Below are 24958 nucleotides of genomic sequence, written 5' to 3'. Positions count from 1 at the left end.
TTTGCCGGAACATTACTTTACCATAGCCTCGCCACGCTGCGCCCGCCGGTGCGGGTAGTCGCGCTGCTGCAAATTTCCAGTCCTCGTTCAATGAACCAGCTCGCTACGATTGATTACATCGTTTTCTTCGTCTACTTCATCATCGTATCCAGCTACGGCATCTGGATTTATCGGCGCAAAACCGGCCACGACGGCACCATCGAAGGCGATTCCAAGGACTACTTCCTTGCCGAAGGTTCGCTGACGTGGTGGGCCATCGGCTCCTCACTCATCGCCTCCAACATCTCGGCCGAGCAGTTTGTGGGTATGTCGGGCTCAGGCTTCAAGATGGGCCTCGCTATCGCCACTTATGAGTGGATGGCCGCCATTACGCTGGTGGTCGTGGCCGTGTTCTTCATCCCGGTTTACCTGAAGAACAACATCGCCACGATGCCCCAATTCCTGAGCCAGCGCTACAACAGCACGGTGGCCATGATTATGGCCCTCTTCTGGCTGGCGCTCTACATTGTGGTCAACCTGACCTCGATTCTCTACCTCGGGGCCATTGCCATCAGCAGCATCGCCGGCCTGAACCTCACGTTCTGTATGTACATGCTGGCCGGTTTCGCAGTCGTCATCACGCTGGGCGGCATGAAGGTGATTGGCTTCACCGACGTTATTCAGGTGTTCTTCCTGATTCTCGGCGGCTTGGCTACCACCTACTTGGCCCTGAACCTGGTAGCGGAGCACTACGGCACCTCAGGCGTCCTCAACGGCTTCAACATGATGACGCAGCACGCCGGCGACCACTTCCAAATGATTTTCAAGCGCGACAACGAAAACTACATGGACTTGCCGGGCCTTACGGTTCTCATCGGGGGTATGTGGATTGTGAACCTGAATTACTGGGGCTGCAACCAATACATCACCCAGCGCGCCCTCGGAGCTGATTTGCCTACGGCCCGTGCCGGCATCCTGTTCGCCGCCTTCCTCAAATTGCTGATGCCCGTGATTGTGGTGCTGCCCGGCATTGCGGCCTACGTGCTCTACAAGCAGGACATCTTCGGCGAATTTGGCAAGGCCATGGTATCGGGCGGCGAGCTGAACCCCGACCGCGCCTACCCGGTGCTGCTCAACATCCTGCCCGTGGGCCTGAAGGGCCTGTCCTTCGCCGCCCTCACGGCCGCCGTGGTGGCCTCGCTGGCGGGCAAAGCCAACTCCATCGCCACCATTTTCACCCTCGACGTTTACAAGAAAATCATCAACCCCGAAGCCTCCGAAAAGACGCTGGTGAGCACCGGCAAAATTGCCGTGGTGGTGGCCATGATTCTGGGCGTACTCATCGCGCCGCACCTGGGCATCGACAAAAAAGGGGGGTTCCAGTACATTCAGGAGTACACGGGCTTTGTGTCGCCGGGCATTTTTGCCATGTTTATCCTGGGTTTCTTCTGGAAGAAAACGACGTCGAGCGCGGCGCTGTTTGCTACCATCGGCGGCTTCCTGCTCTCGATTTTCCTCAAGTTCCTGCCCGGCATGATGGACCTGTCGTTCCTCTCGCCGTTCGGCTTCGCCGTCAAAAATGCTGCCGGTGTCTACGAAATCCCTTTCCTCGACCGGATGGGTTTCGTGTTCCTCTTCTGCGTGATTGGGATGGTCATTATCAGCCTGTACGAAGCCAGCCGTGGTGTGAAAACCAACGGGCTGGAAGTCGACCGCAGCATGTTCAAGCCGCAGCCCAGCTTTGCTATCGGGACGGCCGTTATTCTGGTCATCCTCACCACACTGTACACCATTTACTGGTAGCCTGTCGGTGTTTCCGCAGCACACTGAAACGACAGTTGGGCTACGTTGAAATAGGTTATTGTCATATGCCCGTCGGCCCCGGCCGACGGGTTTTGTTTTGTAGCACTTATGCGAAACTTCCTTTCTCGGCTGCTGCTTGTCGTAGCATTAGCTGCTGGCTTCGGGCTTAAAGCCACTGCCCAGTCCACCCTGTCGCAGGTCTGGGTGCCCGACCTGGGCAACGGCACATACAAAAACCCGGTGCTTTACGCCGATTATTCGGACCCCGACGTGGTACGCGTCGGCACCGATTACTACCTGGTTTCATCGAGCTTCAACTGCGTGCCGGGCCTGCAAATCCTGCACTCGAAGGACTTGGTGAACTGGTCCATTATCGGGGCCGTGTTTCGGGAGCAGCCGCCGGTGGCCGAGTTCCGGCTGCCGCAGCACGGCAACGGCGTGTGGGCCCCCGCCATTCGCTACCACAACAAGCAGTTCTACATCTATTATCCTGACCCCGACCGCGGCATCTACGTGACGCGGGCCAGCAACCCCGCTGGCCCCTGGGAAACGCCCCGCCTCATCAAGGAGGCCCGGGGCTGGATTGACCCCTGCCCACTCTGGGATGAGGACGGCCAGGCCTACCTCGTGCACGCCTTCGCGGGCAGCCGCGCCGGCTTCAAAAGCATCATCGCCGTATCGCGCCTCAGCGCCGATGGGCTGAAAGTGGTGGGCGAAGATGCGCTGGTCTTTGACGGCCACGCCAAACACCCCACCATCGAAGGCCCGAAGTTTTACAAGCGCCACGGCTACTACTACATTTTTGCGCCTGGCGGCGGCGTGCCCACCGGCTGGCAAACCGTGCTACGCTCCCGCCACGTCTTCGGTCCCTACGAAGACCGGATTGTGATGGACCAGGGCAAAACCCCCACCAATGGCCCCCACCAGGGCGCCTGGGTCGACACCCCGGACGGTAAAGAAGACTGGTTTCTGCACTTCCAGGACCAGGGGGCCTACGGCCGCGTGGTGCACCTGGAGCCCATGGTTTGGAAAAACGACTGGCCCGTCATCGGCACCGATGCCGATGGCGACGGCAAGGGCCAGCCCGTGCTCACCTACCGCAAGCCCCGCGTGCCCGGCCCCGCCCAGCCGCTGGCCACGCCCGCCACTTCCGACGAGTTCAGCAGCAATATGTTGGGCCTGCAGTGGCAGTGGCACGCCAACCCCCAAATGGGCTGGGCCTACCCCAACGGCCCGCTGGGCTTCCTGCGCCTCTACGCCCAACCGCTGCCCACCGATTTCAAGAACTTCTGGCAGGTGCCCAGCCTGCTGCTGCAAAAACTGCCCGCCGAGGTGTTCACGGCCACCACCAAGCTCACCTTCACGCCGCGCACCGAGGGCGAGCGGGTTGGCCTCATCGTGATGGGGCTGGATTACGCTTACCTGGCCATCACCAACCAGGGCGGCCAGTGGCAGATTGCCCAAACCACCTGCCACGATGCCGACAAGCTCACGCTCGAAGCGGGCTCGCCACCCATCAGCCTGGTGCCGGCCGCCGGCCCCGTCTATTTGCGGGTGCAGGTGGCGGCTGGCGCGCGGTGCCAGTTCAGCTACAGTCTCGACGGTCGGGAGTTCAAACCCGTCGGAGCCAGCTTCCAGGCACGGGAAGGAAAATGGATTGGAGCTAAAATAGGATTGTTTTGTAGTCGAATAGGCAAGAACAATGATTCGGGGGCTGCTGATTTGGACTGGTGGAGAATAACCCCATAAATTAGCAGGGTCCGGAAGCGCTGACCGCGCCGGCGCTTCTTTCTCCCCAACTCCCACCCCTACCCATGCGCACACTTTTCCTCTTCTCATTGTTATTGCTGAGCTTATCTAGTTTCGCTCAAACCAAGCAATTCGTAGTAGCACAGGATGGTAGTGGCGCCTACCATACAGTTCAGGCCGCCCTCGATGCAGTGCCTAAAAACAACACCACGCCCATCACCATCTTTATCCGCAAGGGCGTTTACAAAGAGAAGCTCAATCTGGCCAAAAAACAGAACCTGGTGCGCCTGGTGGGCGAGGAAGTGAACACCACCGTGCTCACCTACGACGACTACAACGGCCGCACCCCCGCCAACGGCGAGCCCCTGGGTACATCCGAAGCGGCCAGCTTCCGGGTCTTCGGCAATGATTTTTCGGCCGCCAACCTCACCTTCGAAAATACGGCCGGCACCGTGGGCCAGGGCCCGGCCATGTGGGTGTACGGCGACAAAGCCCAGTTCGAAAACTGCCGTTTCCTGGGCTTCCGCGACACGCTGTACCCTTACGGCTACGGCAGCCGGCAGTACTACAAGAACTGCTACATCGAAGGCACCACCGATTTTATCCTGGGTTCGGCCACGGCCTGGTTTGAGGATTGCACGCTGTTTTGCAAGGCGGGCGGCACCGTCATCATGGCCCCCTCCACGCCCGACAGCATCCGCTACGGCTTCGTGCTGCAGCGCTGTAAGATTGTGGGCGAAGGCACGCCCGGCTCCCTTTTCATCGCCCGCCCCTGGAAACCCGCCGCCAAAACCGTGCTGCTCAACTGCGAGCTGAGCAACCTCATCACGCCCAAAGGCTGGGACCACTGGGGCAAGGAAAGCAACAAGCAGGACGCCTTTTTTGGCGAGTTTAAATCCATCGGCCCCGGGGCCGCGCCCAAGGCCCGCATCCTGTGGTCGCACCAACTCACGCCGCAGCAGGCCGCTTTCTACACCCGCGAAGCCGTGCTGGGCGGCTGGGTGCCAAGCGTGCCGCAATAAGCCCCTTTTAGCGGTTTTTTACCGGCATCCCCGGGAGTCTGGTTGCGTCAAAGCGGCTGGCTCCCGGGGCTTTTTCTTGCCTTGGGATTGATGAAAAACATGGATTCGATGGAAAAGCCAATGGGCTTTACGAAAGTCTGATTTCTTGTTAAAGTTCAATAAAGGGTTCCGCTCATAAGGGGTGGAGGAATCAAGCCCATTTTATTGGTTTTTCGGGTTCTGAAGCAATTTCAGACGACGGTATGGGCAGGGGAGTGGCACATGGCATCGTTCCCGGCAACGATTGCACAAAAAAATATTGTCCAACTCTTGCTTTTGGCAAAGGCTTCACCAAACCTTTAAGAAGCAGGACCGGCTCCAACTGTATTTTTGAGTGGGTCTGCGCTGCTTTATCGTCTCAACATCGTCCCTTTTATGACCGCATTTTCTTCTGCATTTAGCTTAGCCGGCAAGCGGGCCCTCGTCACGGGTTGCGACCGGGGTATCGGGCAGGCCATTGCCCTCGGTTTGGCCGAGGCGGGCGCTGATATCATCGGCGTATCCATCCACATGCCTGCCGGTGGCGAAACCGAAGTAGCTGTGCAGGCCCTGGGCCGTGAGTACCGCGGCTACCAGGCCGATTTCGGCAAGCTGGACGAGCTGCAGGGCTTTATCAAAGAAGTGCAGGCCGACTTTCCGGTTATCGACATTCTGTTTAATAACGCCGGCATTATCCGCCGCGCCCCCGCCGCCGAGCACTCCGACGAAGACTGGGACGCCGTACTGAGCATCAACCTCGATGCGCCGTTCCGGCTGGCCCGCGCCATTGGCGGCCAGATGCTGAAAAATGGCAGCGGCAAAATCGTCTTTACGGCGTCGTTGCTCACCTTCCAGGGCGGCATCAACGTGCCCAGCTACGCGGCCAGCAAAGGCGGCGTGGGCAGCCTGGTGAAAGCGCTGGCCAACGAGTGGGCCGGCCGGGGCGTGAACGTGAACGCCATTGCGCCCGGCTACGTGGCCACCGACAACACCGCCGCCTTGCGCCAGGACGAAGAGCGCAGCGCCGCCATCCTCGCACGCATTCCGGCCGGCCGCTGGGCCCTGCCCACCGACTACGCCGGCCCCGCCGTGTTCCTGGCCTCGGCCGCCTCGGACTACGTGCACGGCACCATCCTCACCGTCGACGGCGGCTGGATGGGGCGGTAAAAATCAGTTTACAGTTATCAGTGGGCAGTGAAGAACTTTGTTCGATTGCCTTCTGAAAAACTGCTAACTATTCACTGCTAACTGCTAACTGAACCATGACTCAGCGCTTTGCCATTGGCCCCCGCGAAACTGCCACGCTCAACACAAGCGGCATCCGGGAGCATTTCCTGATTTCAACCATCTTCACGGCCGGCGAAATCGAGCTGACCTACACGCACTACGACCGCATGATTGTGGGCGGCGCGCAGCCCACTGCGGCCGCGCTGACGCTGCCCTGCCCGGAATCGCTGAAGGCGAACTTCTTCCTGGAGCGCCGCGAGCTGGGCGCCCTCAACGTGGGCGGAGCCGGCACCGTGACGGTAGACGGCACCGTGTACGAGTTGGGCAACCAGGACTGCCTCTACGTGGGTATGGGCAGCAAGGAAGTAGCCTTCGCCAGCGCCGACGCGGCCAATCCAGCCAAGTTTTACCTGCTTTCGGCCCCGGCCCACGCGGTGCACCCCACCGCCCGCCGCACGCAGGCCGAAGCCACACCGGTGCAAATGGGCGCGATGGAAACGGCCAACGAGCGCACCATCTATAAATACATCTACCAGGAAGGCATCCAGAGCTGCCAGCTGGTGATGGGCCTGACGCAGCTCAAAGCCGGCTCGGTGTGGAACACCATGCCCTCGCACACCCACGACCGGCGCATGGAGGCTTACCTCTACTTCAACATGCCCCAAGGCCAGCGCGTGCTGCATCTGCTGGGCGAGCCCACCGAAACCCGCCCCCTGTGGGTGAGCAACGAGCAGGCCATTCTCTCGCCGCCGTGGTCCATCCACACCGGCTGCGGCACCAGCAACTACGCCTTCATCTGGGGCATGGCCGGCGAGAACCGCGAATACACCGACATGGACGCCGTGCCCCTCGACACGCTGCGCTAACCAACTGATTAATAAAAAACTCCCACCCAAATTTTTTATCTGATGAAAAAACATCTTCTCCTGCTCTGGCTGCTGCTCCTGGGGAGCATCGGGCTGGCAGCGGCGCAAAGCCGCCAGGTTCAGGGCGTTGTGAAAGCGGCCGACGGGGAAACCCTGCCGGGCGTGACGGTGCTGGTAGAAGGCACCACCAACGGTGCTTCGACGGGCATCAACGGCGAGTACAGCATCACGCTGCCCGCCGGGAGCAGTGGTGCCAAGCTGCGCTTCAGCTACGTGGGCTACGTGTCGAAAGAAGTGACCGTGGGCGACCAGTCGACCATCAACGTGTCGCTGGCTTCGGACAGCAAGCAGCTGGAAGATGTGGTGGTGATTGGCTACCAGGCCGTGCAGCGGCGCGACGTGACCGGCTCGGTGTCGTCCGTCAGCGCCCAGCAGATTAAGGATATTCCGGTAAACTCGGCCGCGGAGGCCCTGGCCGGCCGCCTCGCCGGGGTGCAGCTCACTTCTTCGGAAGGCTCGCCCGGCGCCAACGTGGTGGTGCGCGTGCGGGGCGGTGGCTCCGTGACCCAGGACAACTCGCCGCTGTACGTGGTGGACGGGGTGCAGGTAGAAAACGCCCTGGCCGTGATTGCGCCGCAGGACATTCAGTCGGTTGACGTGCTAAAGGATGCTTCGGCCACCGCCATCTACGGTGCGCGCGGTGCCAACGGCGTGGTTATCATTACCACCAAAGCCGGCCGCGAAGGCAAGACGGTGGTGAGCTACAACGGCTTCGTGGGCGTGCGCGCCCTAGCCAAGAAGCTGGACGTGATGAACCCCAGCCAGTTTGTGGATTATCAGTTTGAGCGGGCTACTTCGCTGGGCGCAACGGGGCTGTCGGCGTTCAAGTCGCGGTTTGGCACCACGCGCTTCCGCAGCGATACGCTGCAAAACCTGCGCAACATGCCCAACATCGACTGGCAGAACCAGGTATTCGGCCGCAAGGCGCTGATGCAGACGCATAACATCTCGGTGGCCGGTGGTACCAAAGGCACTACCTATTCGCTGAGCCTGACCAATAACCAGGAGGACGGCATTCAGGTGAGCTCGGGCTACGTGCGCAACCTGCTGAACTTCCGCTTCGACACCAAGGCGTCGGAGAAATTCCGCTTGGGCTTCAACGTGCGCTACAACGACCAGGTGATTGAGGGCGCGGGCACTTCGACCAACGGCACTACGCCTACGGGCGTTTCTACGTCGTCCATCAACACCCGCTTGCGCAACACGGTGCTGTACGCGCCGCTGAACTTGCCCAACCTGAGCTCGTCGGACCCCAATGCGTTCGACGAAGACTTCGTGACCAATAGCAACTTGGTGAATCCGCTGGTGGCCATCGACAACGACTACCGCCGCAACCGCCGCAAGGTGCTGAACCTGGCCGGCAACGCCAGCTTTATCATCATCAAAAACCTGACTTTCCGCTCCACGGGCGGCATCGACATCACGAATTCGAGCCTCGAATCTTTCTACGGCCCGTACTCGCCCACGCTGCGCCAGCCCGCCGGCAACTTCAACCTGCAGCCCTTTGCCAACGTGGCAACCGGCATGACCACGAGCATCAACAACTCGAACGTGCTGAGCTACAACTTCAAGACCGGCAAGCACAGCATTGATGCTTTGGTAGGCCAGGAAGTGTACCAGCAGTTGACGACTTCCCAGAACATCCAGACCAAGTACCTGCCCAAGGAGATTACCCCCGAGCAGGCCATTGCCAACATTAACCAAGGCGTACTGCCCGCCGGCGGCACGTTTGCCCAGCCCGCGCCGACCACGGACCGCGACGAATACCGTCTGCTGTCGGGCTTTGGCCGTCTGAACTACAATTTTGACGAAAAGTACCTAGTAACAGCTACGCTGCGCGCCGACGGCTCCTCCAAGTTTGGGGCAAACAACCGGGTGGGCTACTTCCCGGCCGCTTCGGTGGCCTGGCGCATCTCGCGCGAAGCCTTCATGAAGGATATCAGCCAGGTTTCGGACCTGAAGCTGCGCCTCAGCTACGGCGAGGCCGGCAACAACCGCATCCAGAATTTCCTGTACTCGCAGCTTTACCAGACCGGCAACAGCCAGTACGCGTTCAACGACATCTCCTACAACGGGGCCGCCTCGACCCGCCTGCCCAACCCCAACCTGAAGTGGGAATCCACTACTTCGCGCAACTTGGGCGTGGATTTGGCCATGTTCAATAACCGCGTGCAGCTGACGGCTGACGTGTACTACAACACCACCCACGACCTGCTGGTGGACGTGCCCATCTCCTCGGTTTCGGGCTACACTTCCCAAACCCGCAACATCGGTTCGACCACCAACCGCGGCGTTGAATTGCAGCTCTCGGGCAACATCATTCAGACCCCGGATTTCACGTGGTCGGCCAACGCCAATGCCGCCATGAACCGCGGCCGGATTGAGAGCCTGGGGGCGGCCCAGAGCATCATTTCCAGCTCAGGCTGGGCCAGCAGCGACATTTCTTCGGACTTTTTCACCCAGGTGGGCAGCCCCGTGGGCCAGATGTACGGCTATGTGGTTGACTACGGCACTGACAACGGCAAGAACGGCAAAGGCTTCCTGACCGCCGACGACTTCACCGGCTACAATGCCAGCACTGGTCGCTGGACGCCCAAGCCCGGCCTGGTAGACGATGCCAGCACGACCGGCAACAACCTCGCTCCCGGTACCATCCGCCTGCAGGACCTGAACGGCGACGGCGTTATCACCGAAGCCGACCGCACGGTTATCGGCAATGCCAACCCCAAGCTGGTGGGCGGCCTGAACCAGCAGTTCACCTACAAGAACTTCGATGCCAGCGTGTTCCTGAATTTCGTGTACGGAAACCAGGTGTACAACGCCAACAAGATTGAGTTTACGACGGCCCGCTACGCTTACGCCAACCTGCTCTCGACGATGAACGGCCGCTTCCGCACCATCGATGACAACGGAGTGGCCATCACCGATATGGATGCCTCGCGCAACCTGAACCAGAACGCCAGCATCTGGACGCCCACGCGCAAAAACTTCGTGAGCTCCTGGGCCATCGAGGATGGCTCGTTCCTGCGCGTCAACAACATCACCCTGGGCTACACCATGCCCAAAGCGCTGATTTCGCGCGCCAAGCTCACGCAGCTCCGCTTCTACGTGACACTCAACAACCTGTACGTCTTCACAAAGTACTCGGGCTACGACCCCGAGGCCAACACCCGCCAGGGTGCTACCAGCCCGCTCACGCCGGGTGTCGACTACGCCGCCTATCCCCGTAGCCGGGGCTTCCTGTTCGGCGTCAACCTCTCCCTCTAATCATACATAATCCGCCCACCGGTTATCCATATGAAAATTTCCATTCTTCGCTCTGCCATTGCCCTGACGATGGTGTGCAGCACGGCCGGCCTATGGTCTTGCAAAGACTACCTCGAAGTCGACCCCGTGGCGTACAACACCACGGAGGCCACGTTTGGCTCGCTCAGCGGGGCCACCGGCGCCGTCACGGGCGTATACGACCTGCTCTCGGGCGATGACACCTACGGCAAGACCGTGGCGCTGTATTATCCTTACGATACCGATGAGCTTATCGGACAAGCCGGCGCCAGCCAGGCCGGCCGTCGGGCCATTGGCCGCTACGCCGAAACTTCGACCGACGCTGAAGTGGAAAACGGTTGGAATGCGCTCTACAAGGGCGTGGAGCGGGCCAACATCTGCATCAAGTACATCCCGCAGATGCCGCAATACACCAGCGGCACCGACTCAGCCGCCCTGCACCACCTGCACGGCGAGGTGCTGGCCCTGCGGGCCCAGTTCATGCACGAGCTGATTCGGAACTGGGGCGACGTGCCGGCTCCGCGCGAGCCTTCCATCGTGGGCAAGGAATTTCCGAACGAAGACCGCAACGCCACCTACGACAAGCTCCTCGAAGACCTGAAACAGGCTAGCAAGCTGGTACTGTGGCGCTCGGCCGGTACGCCGGAGCGGGAGCGATTTACCCGCGGCGGCGTGATGGCCCTGCGCGCCCGCCTGGCCCTGGCCCGCGGCGGCTACTACCCCAAAGGCGACCACGAAAACGAGCGCGCCGCCGACTACCGTACTTACCTGCAGCTGGCGCACGACATCTGCCAGGAGCTGATGGATGCCAAGCACGTTGGCGAGCACAGCCTCAATCCCAGCTACTCGGATATTTTTCTCAGCATCAACCACCTGCAGGCCGACGCCACGCACGAGCTGATGCTGGAAGTGGCCCACGGCACCGGCACCTCGAGCGCAGCTTCGGACAGCAAGCTGGGCTACTACAACGGCCCCCTGCTGAGCTCGCCTACCTACGGCACGTCCAGCGGCGCCATCACCATCACGCCGCCTTACTTCTACGCGTTCGACTCGACCGACCTGCGTCGCGACATCACCCTCACGGCCTACTCGCGCATCACGGCCACGGGCGGCCCCAGCGACTCCAAAATTGGCGTGCCGCTGAACAAGGTCACCGACGGTAAGTTTCGCCGCGATTGGCACAGCCCGCCCGTGCCCGGTGGGGGTAACTACCTGGGCTACAACTGGCCGCTCATTCGCTTCTCGGATGTGGTGCTGATGTTTGCCGAAACGGAAAACGAGCTGAATGGCCCCACCACGGCCGCCGTCAACGCCCTGATGAGCGTGCGCCGCCGGGGCTTTGGAGGCAATGCCGCTAATGCCGCCCGCAACCTGAATTTGAGCACGGCTACGGCCTTCCGCACCGCGCTTCAGAACGAGCGGCTGGTGGAATTCGGCGGCGAGGGCATCCGCAAGTACGACCTGCTGCGCTGGGGCCTGCTGGGCACCAAAATCATCGAAGCCCGGAACAACATTAACAAAATGGCCAATGGCCTGTCCATTCCGACCATTTACGGCGACCTGCTGCCGCCCACGGGCATGTACTACAAAACGGTGAGCGGCGAGGTGCAGTGGGCCAACTCATTCTACCGGCCCGCGCCGGCCACCGCGCCCACCGGCACCACCCGCGTGAACTGGGCCGTGAGCACCGCCATGACGGCCCTCGGCGTGAGCGGACCGGCCGGTACCGGCCTGGCTGCCGAATACGTGCCCGGCAAAGGCAAAGAGCTGCTGCCCATTCCGCAGAAAGCCATCGACGCGACCCCCAGCCTGCGCCAAAACTTCGGCTACTAGCCGGTGGCCGCCGGACGGGTTTCCCGAACACGATAACCACAATTGATTACCGGGGCTGCGGTCCCACATTCTAACGCATGATGACGCTGCAAATACTGCTCCTGCTGGCGGGGCTGGGCAAGGTGGGACTTGGAACTACGCCGACCCAACAGGAAGCGGTAGCCACGGGCGGTTCGGAGCATTTCCGGGCCGTCCAGGCAGCGCCGGCGCAGGCCGTGGTGCAGGACACCATTGCCGAAAAAATGCTGGTGTTTCAGCGGTCGGTGGGCGGCTGGCCCAAAGCCGTAGGCACCCACAAAGTGGACTATGCGCACCCGCTGAGTGCCTTCGAACGGGCCAGTACCATCCAGGACAAGGACCGCAACGATGCCACCATCGACAACAACGCCACGACCCGCGAAATCAGCTACCTGGCCGCGGCTTACCAGAAAACCAATAACCCGGCTTACCGTCAGGCGGCCGAAAATGGCATTCGCTACCTGCTGAAAATGCAGTACGCCAACGGCGGTTTCCCGCAGTATTACCCCGATTTCAGCAACTACCGCCACCAGATTACCTACAACGACAACGCCATGGTGCGGGTGCTGGAGGTGCTACGCAAAGTGGCCCGCCAGCAAGCTCCCTTCACCGGCCTCGATGCCAAGCTGGTGCCCCAGGCGGCCAAGGCCGAGGAGCGCGGCATCAGCTGCATTTTGAAAACGCAGTACGTGCGCAAAGGTCAGCCCACGGCCTGGTGCGCCCAGTACGACGAGAAAACCCTGCAGCCGGCCAAAGCCCGTGCCTTCGAGCTGGCCTCGCTGAGCGGCGATGAGTCGGTAGACATCGTGCGGTTTCTGATGGGCATCGAAAACCCCACGCCGGCTGTGCGCAAAGCCATCGACAGCGCCGTGGCCTGGTTCGAGAAGGTGAAAATCGATGGCTATGCTGTGCAAGAGGTCACGCTGCCATCGTCCAAGAAAGTGCTCGACCGCGTCATTGTGCCCACGCCGGGCGCGGTGCTGTGGGCCCGCTTCTATGAGCTTGATACCGACCGGCCCATCTACGTGGGCCGCGACAGCCAGGTGCACTACCAGCTCACTGAAATTGAAAACGAGCGCCGCGCCGGCTACCTGTACGCTGGGGTTTGGCCCGAAAAATTATTAAAAAAAGACTATCCGGCCTGGCAGAAGCGGGTGAGTACGGGAGGGCGCTAGCCACCCCGAATTCTAGCTTCGTTCAGTCACCAATTCTATTTTCAGCCCCATTCACATGGACACGCTCACCCAACAACTGGCCCTGGCCACTCCTCATACTTCGGCCGCCGTGTCCTGGCCCACCCCGGCGCTGTTTGCGCTGCCCGAAAAAGTGCTGCAGTTCGGCACCGGCGTGCTGCTGCGCGGCCTGCCCGATTTCATGATTGACGAGGCCAACCGCCAAGGCGTGTTCAACGGCCGCATTGTGGTAGTGAAAAGCACCGACGGCGGCGACGCCACTGCTTTCGAGCGCCAGAACAACCTGTACACGGTATGCGTGCGCGGCGTGGACGACGGCCGGCCCGTGGAAGAAAACGTGGTGTGCGCCAGCATCAGCCGCGTGCTCTCGGCCAAAAGCCAGTGGGCCGAGGTACTGAAATTCGCCGCCAGCCCCGACCTGCAGGTGGTGATTTCAAACACCACCGAAGTGGGCATTCAGCTGGTGAACGAAGACATTCACCTCACGCCGCCCACGTCTTTCCCGGGCAAGCTGCTGGCCGTGCTGTATGCGCGTTTCGAGGCTTTCAAAGGCGATGTGAACCGCGGCCTGGTCATCGTGCCCACCGAATTGATTCCCGACAACGGCCGTAAGCTCGAGGCCATTGTTCTGGAGCTGGCCCACCGCAACGACCTCGGCAGCGCCTTCATCGACTGGCTCGAAGCGGCCAACGATTTCTGCAATACGCTGGTCGACCGCATCGTGCCCGGCCGCCCCGAGCCCACCGCCTACGAAGCCATGCAGGCCGAACTCGGCTACAAAGACGACCTGCTGACCATGGCCGAGGCCTATTCGCTCTGGGCCATCGAAGGCGGCGAGCGGGTGCGGGAGGTACTATCGTTCCACACGGCGGCCGGCGTGGTCATTCGGCCCGATATCACGCTGTTCCGCGAGTTGAAGCTGCGCTTGCTCAACGGCACGCACACGCTCAGCTACGCGCTGGCCCACCTGGCCGGTTGCACCACGGTGCGCGAGTCGTTGGAAAACGAAGACCTGGCGCGCTTCATTCACAACCTGATGCTGGCAGATTTGCTGCCCGGCATCCCCGTTTCGGTGGATGAAAAAGTGGGCCAGCGCTTCGGCATGCAGGTCCTCGACCGCTTCCGCAACCCCTACCTGGAGCACCGCTGGCTGGCCATCGCCATGCAGGGCACCGCCAAGATGCAGATGCGCAACGTGCCCACGCTGCTGCACTACTACCAGCAGCACCGCGCCGTGCCGCATTACGTGGCGCTGGGTTTCGCGGCCTACCTGTTGTTCATGCGCAACACTGCCACCGGCGCCAGCACCGGCCAGGGCGAAGCCAACGGCCAGCCCTATACCATTCAGGACGACCGCGCCGGCTACTTTGCCGAACTGTGGGCCAAGTCCTCGCCCGCGGAGTTGACCGCTGCTGCATTGAGCAATACCGCCCTTTGGGGCCACGACCTTACCCGCTTGCCCGGCTTCGCCGATAAGGTAAGCCATTACCTGACGCAGCTGTTGGAAGAAGGCGCACCGGCCACGCTGGCCGCGTTTTTCACTAAGAAAGCAGCGGTTGTTAATTCCTGATTGAGCTGAAGAAAAACGTGATGCTGAGTGAGTGAGCCCCAGTGTCTCTGCTCTGAGATTACCTCCTTCGCTGCAACGAAGCGGCAGAGATGCTGCGGCCGCGCTTGGCCTCACGAGTTTTCGATAATTACCCGTTGATATGAAACACCAGGTTGCCCGCATTCACCCCGCCGATAACGTGCTGGTCGCCCTCGTCGACCTGCCCATCGGCACCGAAGTGCCGTGGGAAAACGGCTTTATGACCACCGCTGAGGCCATTCCGGCCAAGCACAAACTCGCGCCCCTGGGCCTAACGGCCGGCCAGCCCGTGACCATGTACGGCGTGCTCGTGGGCACCGCCCGCGAGGCCATCCGCCCCGGCGGCCGCCTCACGACTGCTAACATTCAGCACGCCACCAACAGCTACGACGAGCACGCCCACCAGCGCGCCGCTTGGACCGCGCCCGACGTAACCGCCTGGCAGGACCGCACCTTCCAGGGCTACCACCGCGCCGATGGCCGCGTGGGCACCGCCAACTACTGGCTGGTTATCCCGCTGGTGTTCTGCGAAAACCGCAACATCCAGGTGTTGCAGGATGCCCTGATTACCGACCTCGGCTACGGCCGCCGCAAAAGCTACCAGCCCGAAACCCGCAAGCTGGTAGAGCTGATGCAGGCCGGTAAATCGGTAGAAGAAATTCTGAGCGCCGACCTCGAAGCCGGCGAAAATACCGCCCGCAGCGCCCGCCCGTTCCCGAATGTGGACGGCATCCGCTTCCTCTCGCATGAGGGCGGCTGCGGCGGCATCCGCCAAGATGCCCAGACGCTGTGCGGCTTGCTGGCCGGCTACATCACGCACCCCAACGTGGCCGGTGCCACCGTGCTCAGCCTCGGCTGCCAGAACGCGCAGGCCAGCATGCTGCAGGATGAAATCGCGAAGCGCGACCCCAATTTCAGCAAGCCGCTCTACATCCTCGACCAGCAGAAGCTCGGCACTGAGGAAACCCTCATCAGCACCGCGCTACGTCAAACGTTCGCGGGTCTGATGATTGCCAACCAGGCCCGCCGCGAGCCCGCACCATTGAAAGCCCTGAACATCGGGCTGGAATGCGGCGGCTCCGACGGCTTCTCCGGCATTTCGGCCAACCCGGCCCTGGGCCACGTTTCCGACATGCTGGTGGCTCTGGGTGGCTCGGTCATCCTGGCCGAATTCCCGGAGCTGTGCGGCGTGGAACAGGAGCTGGTAGACCGCAGCGTGAACCAGGAAACCGCCGAGCGTTTCAGCAGCCTGATGAAGGCTTATGGCGACTCGGCCGTGGCCGTCGGCTCGGGTTTCGACATGAACCCTTCGCCTGGCAACATTCGCGACGGTTTGATTACCGATGCGATGAAATCGGCTGGTGCGGCCCGCAAAGGCGGTTCCTCGCCCGTGGTGGCCGTGCTCGACTACCCTGAACTGGTGACTAAGCCGGGCTTGAACCTGCTCTGCACGCCCGGCAATGATGTGGAATCGACCACGGCTGAAGTAGGGTCGGGGGCGAACATCGTTCTCTTCACCACTGGCCTCGGCACGCCGACTGGTAACCCCATCGCGCCGGTTATCAAGGTGTCCAGCAACACGGCCCTGGCCCGCCGCATGCCCGATATCATCGACGTGAACACGGGTACTGTGATTGACGGCGAGGAAACCATCGAACAGGCCGGCGAGCGCATTCTCGACTACGTCATCCGCGTGGCTAGTGGGGAGGAAGTGGCCGCCGTGCGCCACGACCAGACCGATTTTATTCCGTGGAAACGCGGCGTTTCGTTGTAGTCCGCCAAAGAATCTACGCAACCGTTTTCGCTAATAAATACCGGAATCAGGACGGCCCATGAGGGCAACGCGCCCCGCCCCGGCCTACCTTCGACCCCTGAAATCATAGAATTTATCAGCGCCCCGCCGCTGCATTCCTGATTGATTATGAAGCCTTTTCTCAACGACGATTTCCTGCTCCAGACCGCCACGGCCAGCACGCTCTACCACGAGTATGCGAAGCAGATGCCCATCATCGACTACCACAACCACCTGCTGCCCGACCAGATAGCCGAGGACAAGCAGTTCGAGAACATCACCCAAATCTGGCTCTACGGCGACCACTACAAGTGGCGCGCCATGCGGGCCAACGGCGTGCCCGAACGCTACATCACCGGCGATGCTTCGGACTGGGAAAAGTTTGAGAAGTGGGCCGAAACCGTGCCCTACACGCTGCGCAACCCACTCTACCACTGGACGCATCTGGAGCTTCAGCGCTACTTCGGCATCACCGAATTGCTAAACAAGGACAGTGCCCGTCGCATCTACGACGAGTGCAACGCCAAGCTCCAGACCCCGGAGTATTCGGTGCAAAACCTGCTCAAAAAGATGCAGGTCGAAACCCTCTGCACCACCGACGACCCGGCCGATGCGCTGGAGCACCACCAGGCCATTGCCGCCGCCGGCTTCGGTGTGAACGTGTTGCCCACCTTCCGCGCCGATAAGGCCATGGCCGTGGACGATGCCCGCAGCTACAACGCCTACCTCGACAAGCTGTCTGCGGCTGCCGAAATAGAAATCAACACCTTCGCCGACCTCGAAACGGCCCTGCGCCGCCGCCACGATTTCTTCGCCAGCGTGGGTTGCCGTCTGTCGGACCACGGCCTGGAGCATATCTACGCCGCCGAATACACGGCCGAGGAGGCCAGCGCCATCTTCCTAAAAATCCGGGGTGGCAGTGAACTCACCCACGTCGAAAACCACCAGCTTAAGGCTGCTATGCTGGTTTTGCTGGCCGAGATGGACTGGGAGAAGGGCTGGACGCAGCAGTACCACATCGGCGCGTTGCGCAACAACAACTCGCGGATGCTCCGCGAGCTCGGCCCCGACACGGGCTGGGACAGCATTGGTGACTTCCCGCAGGGCCGCGCTCTGTCCACTTTCCTCGACCGGCTCGACGGCCAGGATAAGCTGGCGAAAACCATCATCTATAACCTCAATCCGGCCGATAACGACCTGATTGCAACGATGATTGGCAACTTCAACGACGGCTCGGTGGCCGGCAAGATGCAGTTCGGCTCCGGCTGGTGGTTTCTCGACCAGAAAGACGGCATGGAGAAGCAGCTCAACGCGCTGAGCAATATGGGCCTGCTGCCGCGCTTCGTGGGCATGCTCACGGATTCGCGCAGCTTCTTGTCGTACCCGCGCCACGAGTATTTCCGCCGCGTGCTCTGCAACCTGCTCGGCAACGACGTGGAAAACGGCGAGCTGCCGGCCGATATGGAGTTGCTGGGCCGCACCGTGCAGAACATCTGCTACGGCAATGCCAAGGAGTATTTCGGCTTCGGCAAAGTGGTGGAAGCCGCTGCCGTGACTGCTTAGGCGAACGGTGCAGAGACGCGACACTTCGCGTCTCGTCGTTAGAAAAACTAAAACTGCGCCTTATCGCGCAGCACAAACAGCATCAGCAACGAGGAGACGCGAAGTGTCGCGTCTCTACATCGTTCAAAACCACCCCCAGAATGAAGCAAGTTGTCACGTTCGGCGAAATCATGATGCGGCTCTCGCCGCCGCTGAATTACCGGTTCGCGCAAACCCAGAACCTCGAAATCACCTACGGTGGCGGTGACGCCAATGTAGGCGCTTCGCTGGCCGGGTTGGGCGTGCCCGCCGCCCACGTCACCTGCTTCCCGGCCAATGATTTCGGCCACGCCGCCGCCCAGCAGTTCCGCGCCCTGGGCGTGAACATGGACGCCACCGTGTACGAAGGCGACCGTCTCGGCCTGTATTTTCTGGAAGTGGGGGCGGGGATGCGCCCCAGCAAAGTGGTGTACGACCGCGCCAACTCGGCCTTCGCCCACCTCGACCCGGCCAAATTCAACTGGGATGAAATCCTGAAAGATGCCGGCTGGCTGCACTGGACGGGCATCACGCCCGCCATTTCGGCCAGCACGGCCGAAGCTACGCGCCAGGCCATTGCCGCCGCGCGCCGCCTGGGCATCACCGTCTCGGCCGATGTGAACTACCGCCGCAACCTCTGGCAATATGGCCAGACGGCCCAGAGCGTAATGTCGGAGCTGGTCGCGGGCTGTGATATCGTGGTTTGCTCCGAGAACGACGCCGAGGACTTGTTCGACATCGTGCCCGAGCCTGGCACCGACAACAAGTTTGTATCGGTAGCCCGGCAGGTGATGGCGTGTTTTCCGCAAATAAAGCAGGTAGTTACTACCCGCCGCAAAACCCACAGCGCCTCACACAACGGCCTGAAAGGCATTTTCTACGACGGCCAGCAGTTCCTCGAAACCGTCACCTACGACATCAACCCCATTGTCGACCGCATTGGCGGCGGCGATGCCTTCATGGCCGGCTACATCTACGGCTCACTGGCCTACAACAATCCGCAGCAGGCCCTCACCTTCGGCGTGGCGGCTTCGGCCCTCAAGCACACCATCCACGGCGACATCAACCTCGTGACCGTGGCAGAGGTTGAAGAAATCATGAAGGGCAACACCAGCGGCCGTTTGCTGCGCTAAATTCAATAACCATGCGCCATACCCCTGCCGAAACCCTTGCTACGCTGCTTCGCTACCCAGTGGTGCCGGTGTTCTACCACGCCGATGCAGCCTACACGCAGCGCATTTTGCAGGCCTGCTACACGGGCGGCATCCGCGTATTCGAGTTTGTGAACCGGGGTGAAAAAGCCCTATCGGTTTTCACCGAACTCCAGGATTTCGTGGCCCAGCGGTGCCCGGACATGATTCTGGGCATCGGTACCATCTACAAAGCCGCTGAGGCTGAGCAGTTCATTGCTGCTGGAGCTGAATTCGTGGTGCAGCCCCTGGCCACCGCCGAGGTAGCCGAAGTGTGCCGCGCCCACAACATTCCGTGGCTGCCCGGCGCCATGACGCCCACCGAGATTTACAACGCCAGTGAGCTGGGCGCGGCCGTGGTGAAAATCTTCCCCGGCAATCTCGTCGGCCCTGATTACGTGAGGGCCCTGCGCGGCCCCATGCCCCACACCAAGCTCATGGTGACCGGCGGCGTGGAGCCCACCGAGGCCAGCCTCAGCGCCTGGTTTGGCGCGGGCGTGAATGCCGTGGGCATGGGCTCGCAACTCTTCAAAAATGCCGACGATACCGCCGCCTTGGCCGCCAGCATTGGTAAGGTCATGCAGGTGGTCGAAACCCTGAAAAAGTAGTGCCTGACGGTGCGCAAAGCGCGCCATTGGGTTGATTCCGAGTAGTGCCCTGGTTTCAAATTCCCTAACTCGATGATGCAAACTTCCGCTCAGGCACCGCCTGATTCTCCACTAGCCACGGCCAATGCCGTCATCGGCAAATACCGCTGGACCATTTGCAGCTTGGTATTCTTCGCCACCACGATTAACTACCTCGACCGGGCGGTTATTTCCTACCTCAAGCCCGACCTGGAAAAGGCGTTTGGCTGGGGCGTGGCCGACTATGCTAATATCGAGCTGACCTTCAAAATAGCTTACGCTCTCGGCATGGCTGGCGTAGGGCGCGTCATCGACAAGCTGGGCACTAAGCTGGGCTACGCACTGGCTACTACCCTGTGGAGCATCGCCGCCATGGCGCACGCCCTGACCACAGGCACGTTCAGTTTCAGCGTGGCCCGGGGCGCATTGGGCGTAATGGAGGCCGGCAACTTTCCTTCGGCCATCAAGACGATTGCCGAGTGGTTTCCGCAGCGCGAGCGGGCGTTGGCGACGGGTATTTTCAACTCGGGGGCCAACGTGGGGGCCATTGTCGCTCCGCTCACCGTACCCTTTATCGCCGCCAACTACGGCTGGCAGTGGGCTTTTGTGATTACCGGGGCGCTGGGTTTTATCTGGTTGGTGCTGTGGATGATGGTATACGATACGCCCGCCGACAGCAAACGCCTGGGCAAAGCAGAATTCGATTACATCAACGCCGATATTCCGGCTGGCCTGCCCGCCGAGGGCGTGACGGAGGAAAAGCCGAAAGCTTCCTGGGCCACGCTGCTGGGCTACCGCCAAACCTGGGCCTTTGTGGCGGGCAAATTCCTGACCGACCCCATCTGGTGGTTCTACCTGTTCTGGTTGCCCGATTTCTTGGGCAAGCAATACGGCCTGAAAGGCACGGAGCTGGCCCTGCCCACGGCCACGGTTTACATACTGTCGAGCATCGGCAGCATCGGGGGCGGCTACCTGCCGCTGGGCTTCATCAAGCGCGGGATGCCCGCGTTTCAGGCCCGCAAAACGGCCATGCTGATTATTGCTTTCTGCGTGCTTCCCATCATCGCCGCGCAGTGGCTGGGCGGGATGAATATGTGGCTGGCGGTGCTGGTAATTGGTATTGCGGCGGCGGCCCACCAAGCCTGGAGCGCCAATATTTTCACCACTGTGTCGGACATGTTCCCGAAGCGGGCGGTGGGCTCGGTCACGGGCATTGGCGGCATGGCGGGCGGTTTGGGCGGCATCGCCCTCACGGCGCTGGTGCAGAAACGCATGTTCGTGTACTACGAAGGCATTGGCCAGATTGACAAGGCTTACTACATCATGTTCTTCATCTGCGGCGCGGCTTATCTGCTAGCTTGGGTGCTGATGTTCACGCTGGTACCGCGCATGGAGCCCATCAAGCTCGACGACGAATAACCACTCTTCCGAAACGGCGTGGCCTTCTTTATGAGCCATTGGCAGTGAATGCTGCGCCGTTTGGGCTTCCCTCTAATCTGTATTTAAGGATATGAAAACGCGGCCCTTACTGCTGGCGCTGTTGCTGGTATTGCCCTTGCTGGTCTTCGCTCAGGCTCCCAATTCCAAGAAAATGACTGCCGAAAAAGAAGTGGAAGCCCTGGAGCGTCAGCGCTTTGAGGCCCAAGTAAAAAAGGATTACGCCGTGCTCGAAAAAGTGCTGGGCGACGACCTGGTATATACTCATGGCGACGGCCACGAAAACACCAAAGCCGAGTACATCCAGAGCATCAAGGACGGCAAAAGCCAGTATGGCAAAATCGAAATTGATGCCTTAAATGTGCGCGCCTACAACGACGACAAAACGGCCGTCGTGAACGGTACCATCCGCATCACCTCGCCGCCCAAGCCTGATGGCAGCACCAGCGTGGCCCGCATCAAGTACGTGGTGGTGCAAATCAAAGACAAGAAAAAAGGCTGGCAGGTAGTGCTCTGGCAAGCCCAGAAACAAGCCTCCTAGTGAAATGTAGCGTGGACTCTGCGAATCCGCGCGTTGCCCAAGTATAATCCCTTTCGACCCGCTCAAACGCGGACTCGCAGAGTCCGCGCTACATGCCCCACCCCATGTCCCAGACCCTTACCGAAAACGCCCTTGCTACGCCCGTGGGCACTACGCTGGAGCGCTACATCATGCGCAAGCAGGCCGAGTTTCCGTACGCCACGGGCGAGTTGAGCCAGCTGCTGCGCGATATTGCCCTGGCCGGTAAAATCGTGAACCGCGAGGTAAACCGCGCCGGCCTTTCGCGCATCACCGGAGCCATGGGCGGGCAAAACGTGCAGGGCGAGGCGCAGCAAAAGCTCGATGTAGAAGCCAACATCCGCTTCATTCGCGCCCTGACCAACGGTGGCGAGGCGTGCGCCATTCTTTCGGAAGAAAACGAGGAAATCGTCGAAACCGGTAATCGCAACGGCAAATACGTGGTGGCCATCGACCCGCTCGACGGCTCGTCGAACATCGACGTGAACGTGAGCATCGGCACCATTTTCGGGATTTACCGCCGGGTATCGCGCATCGGCGGCCCGGCCCGTAAGGAGGATTTTTTGCAGGGCGGGCGGGCGCAGGTGGCGGCTGGCTACATCCTCTACGGCTCCAGCACCATGCTGGTGTACACCACCGGCCACGGCGTGACGGGCTTCACCTACGAAAACTCACTGGGCGAATTCTTCCTCTCGCACCCCGATATCAAGATTCCGCAGCACGGGCCGGTGTTCAGCTGCAACGAAGGCAACTGGTTCGACTACCCCGAGTTTGTGCGGACCTACCTCACCACCTGCAAGGAGCGCCGCCTTACGGCCCGCTACGTGGGTTCGTTGGTGGCCGATTATCACCGCAACCTCTTCACGGGTGGCATCTACCTCTACCCGCCCACCGTGGACAAGCCCGGCGGCAAGCTGCGCCTGCTCTACGAGTGCTACCCACTGGCCTTCCTCATCGAGCAGGCCGGCGGCATGGCCGTGACCGGGGCCGATGTCGTCCTCGACGTGCCGCCCACCGCCGACCTGCACCAGCGCGCGCCGCTCTTCGTGGGCTCTGCCGATTTGGTGAAGGAGCTACAGGCCGTGGCCGCCTCCTGATAACATGGCGGCGCGGGCAAAAATCGGGTTGTTGATTGGGCTGGCTGTGCTTTTCGGACGTGTGGCGCAGGCCCAGCAGCCCAGCCCCAATGTGCTCGACTGGAAAGCCCCGACCACCCTCAGCACCTACTCATACCAGCAGCTGCACGCGCAATACGCGCCCCGCGCGGCCGAGCTAGACCATGCAGCGCAGTCGCCCGCTGGCGCGGCGCAGTACCGCGACAGCGTGCGGGCGCGTTTCCGGCGGGTGCTGGGGCCGTTGCCGACGCGCACCCCGTTACGCGCCCAAGTGACGGGCAAGCTGCAGCGGCCGGGTTTTCAGATTGAGAAAATCATCTACGAAAGCACGCCGAAGCACCACGTCACGGCCAATTTATACGTTCCGGCCGGCAAGGGGAAGAAGCCCGGCGTACTGCTGTTTTGCGGGCACGAGCAGGAATCGAAGGCCACGGTTTCGTATCAGAAAACGGCCATTTTGCTGGCGCAGCATGGGTTTGTGGTGTTGGTGATTGACCCGATTTCGCAGGGCGAGCGCATGCAGCTGACCGATGCGGCCGGCAAGTCTCTCACCCGCGGCGGTACTACGGAGCATACGCTCATGAATGCCGACGCCACCCTGCTGGGCCACACTACGCCCGGCGAACAGTTCTGGGACAACGCCCGCAGCCTCGATTACCTGCTCACGCGCCCGGAGGTAGACACTGCCCGGCTGGGTTGCCTGGGCAACTCCGGCGGGGCCACCCAAACGGCCTATTTCATGGCGCTGCAGCCGCGCATGAAGGTGGCTGCGCTGTGCAGCTACGTGGCCAGCGGCGAAAAAAACCTGGAGCTAACCGGCCCCGCCGACGGCTGTGTGCAACTGCCTGGAGCCGGCCGTGCCCGCCTCGACATCGCCGACTGGCCCATCATGTTTGCCCCCAAACCGCTGCTGGTGCTGGCCGGCCGCTACGATTTTGTGGACTACACCCAAATCGAAGCCGCCACGGCTGAAACCCGCCGCATCTATCAGGCTTTGGGGAAACCGGAGCAGCTCGATTTATTCACGTATGATGACGGCCACGGCATTTCGCAGCCCAAGCGGGAGGTGGCCGTGGCGTGGTTCCGGCGCTGGTTTTATGGCGATGCCGCGCCGGTGCGGGAGGGAAATCTGCCGGTTTCGACCACCAAAGAGCTGCAGTGCACCGCCACGGGCCAGGTCAATACTGCCTTCCGGGATGAGGCCACGCTAGCCACTCAGCATCTGGCCGAAGCTCAGCAACTGGCTGCCCACCGCCCGCCCACGGCTACCGAAACCGTGGCCACATTGCAGCGGCAACAACGCAGCTATGCCCCGCCAATCACCAATGACAGCCAGCCCACGCGGGTGGAAATCCGGCCGCTGGATACGTTGCGCCGCGCCGGCCTGACCCTACAAAAGTTTGTGCTGCGCCGGCCGGGTGAACCCCCGCTACCACTGCTGCTGGCCCTGCCCGCCGGCCCGGGACGGCCTGCCAAAGTCCTCATCTGGCTGGCCGATGGGGGCAAAGCGGCTGTGCTCGACAGCAGCGCGGCGCAGGTGCGGGCATACTTACAGCAAGGCACGGCCGTGGTATTGGCCGACCTGCGCGGCCTGGGCGAAACCGCCGACCCCAGCGCCGCCATCGACCCCAAATACTATAACCGCGAGTACCGCAACGCCATGCTGGCCCTGCACGAAGGCCGCCCGCTACCCATTCAGCGCGTGGCTGACATAAACATTCTGCAGGTATTCGTGCGCAACGCGGACGCTCTGGCTGGCGTGCCCGTGGAGCTGCGCGCCAGCGGACGCGCCGTGGTAACGGCGCTGCACGCGGCCGTGCTCTCGCCCGCCATCACGCGTTTGACGCTGGATAAAATGCCGCCTTCCTACCAGGAACTTCTGATGCAGCCAGCTAGCAAAAACGTGTATTCGGAAGTGCTGCCCGGCGTGCTGCAGTACTACGATTTGCCGGACTTGCAGCGGGCGCTGGGTGAGCGGCTGGTAGTGGGGAGAACCCCGTAGAGATGCATAATTGCG

At 61.3% G+C, this 24958-nt stretch carries 17 protein-coding genes; all 17 read left to right on the top strand.

Annotation, left to right across the window (positions count from 1 at the left end):
• The first annotated feature begins 90 nt into the window (after positions 1-90).
• Positions 91-1782, top strand: a complete 1692-nt coding sequence (locus ACYVM5_RS07390; protein WP_460617500.1) for a sodium/sugar symporter — start codon at positions 91-93, stop codon at positions 1780-1782.
• 108 nt (positions 1783-1890) lie between these two features.
• Positions 1891-3531, top strand: a complete 1641-nt coding sequence (locus tag ACYVM5_RS07385) for a glycoside hydrolase family 43 protein (RefSeq protein WP_460617499.1) — start codon at positions 1891-1893, stop codon at positions 3529-3531.
• A gap of 65 nt (positions 3532-3596) precedes the next feature.
• Positions 3597-4553, top strand: a complete 957-nt coding sequence (locus ACYVM5_RS07380) for a pectinesterase (RefSeq protein WP_460617498.1) — start codon at positions 3597-3599, stop codon at positions 4551-4553.
• Between the two features lie 414 nt (positions 4554-4967).
• A complete protein-coding gene (locus ACYVM5_RS07375) occupies positions 4968-5738 on the top strand; it encodes an SDR family oxidoreductase (RefSeq protein ID WP_460617497.1) in 771 nt (256 codons plus the stop codon).
• 95 nt (positions 5739-5833) lie between these two features.
• The gene (gene kduI / locus ACYVM5_RS07370; RefSeq protein WP_460617496.1) at positions 5834-6664 is read left to right on the top strand and encodes a 5-dehydro-4-deoxy-D-glucuronate isomerase; all 831 of its coding nucleotides are present in this window, start codon (positions 5834-5836) and stop codon (positions 6662-6664) included.
• A 42-nt stretch (positions 6665-6706) separates the two neighbouring features.
• Positions 6707-9991, top strand: a complete 3285-nt coding sequence (locus ACYVM5_RS07365; RefSeq protein ID WP_460617495.1) for a SusC/RagA family TonB-linked outer membrane protein — start codon at positions 6707-6709, stop codon at positions 9989-9991.
• A 30-nt stretch (positions 9992-10021) separates the two neighbouring features.
• Positions 10022-11842, top strand: coding sequence for a RagB/SusD family nutrient uptake outer membrane protein (locus ACYVM5_RS07360; protein ID WP_460617494.1), 1821 nt, complete (start codon positions 10022-10024; stop codon positions 11840-11842).
• Positions 11843-11922: 80 nt separating this feature from the next.
• Positions 11923-13035, top strand: a complete 1113-nt coding sequence (gene pelA / locus ACYVM5_RS07355; RefSeq protein ID WP_460617493.1) for a pectate lyase — start codon at positions 11923-11925, stop codon at positions 13033-13035.
• Between the two features lie 55 nt (positions 13036-13090).
• A complete protein-coding gene (locus ACYVM5_RS07350; RefSeq protein ID WP_460617492.1) occupies positions 13091-14623 on the top strand; it encodes a tagaturonate reductase in 1533 nt (510 codons plus the stop codon).
• Between the two features lie 139 nt (positions 14624-14762).
• Positions 14763-16415, top strand: a complete 1653-nt coding sequence (locus tag ACYVM5_RS07345; protein ID WP_460617490.1) for a UxaA family hydrolase — start codon at positions 14763-14765, stop codon at positions 16413-16415.
• A 147-nt stretch (positions 16416-16562) separates the two neighbouring features.
• Positions 16563-17996 carry a glucuronate isomerase gene (gene uxaC / locus ACYVM5_RS07340; RefSeq protein WP_460617488.1) on the top strand — a complete coding sequence of 478 codons (1434 nt, stop codon included), beginning with the start codon at positions 16563-16565 and terminating at the stop codon, positions 17994-17996.
• A 140-nt stretch (positions 17997-18136) separates the two neighbouring features.
• Positions 18137-19147: a PfkB family carbohydrate kinase gene (locus ACYVM5_RS07335; RefSeq protein WP_460617487.1), complete on the top strand. Its 1011-nt coding sequence runs from the start codon at positions 18137-18139 to the stop codon at positions 19145-19147.
• 11 nt (positions 19148-19158) lie between these two features.
• Positions 19159-19812: a beta/alpha barrel domain-containing protein gene (locus ACYVM5_RS07330; protein WP_460617485.1), complete on the top strand. Its 654-nt coding sequence runs from the start codon at positions 19159-19161 to the stop codon at positions 19810-19812.
• Between the two features lie 72 nt (positions 19813-19884).
• Entirely contained in the window at positions 19885-21249 is a 1365-nt protein-coding gene (locus ACYVM5_RS07325) for an MFS transporter (protein WP_460617484.1), read from the top strand.
• A 91-nt stretch (positions 21250-21340) separates the two neighbouring features.
• Positions 21341-21808, top strand: a complete 468-nt coding sequence (locus ACYVM5_RS07320) for a nuclear transport factor 2 family protein (RefSeq protein WP_460617483.1) — start codon at positions 21341-21343, stop codon at positions 21806-21808.
• 104 nt (positions 21809-21912) lie between these two features.
• A complete protein-coding gene (gene fbp / locus ACYVM5_RS07315; protein ID WP_460617481.1) occupies positions 21913-22923 on the top strand; it encodes a class 1 fructose-bisphosphatase in 1011 nt (336 codons plus the stop codon).
• A 46-nt stretch (positions 22924-22969) separates the two neighbouring features.
• Complete coding sequence (locus ACYVM5_RS07310; protein ID WP_460617480.1) at positions 22970-24943, top strand: alpha/beta hydrolase family protein; 1974 nt, start codon at positions 22970-22972, stop codon at positions 24941-24943.
• Positions 24944-24958: the final 15 nt, after the last annotated feature.

The sequence above is a fragment of the Hymenobacter ruber genome, assembly GCF_054783255.1.
The sequence above is the reverse complement of the archived record's forward strand: the minus strand, read 5'-3'. Positions and strand labels throughout refer to the sequence as shown.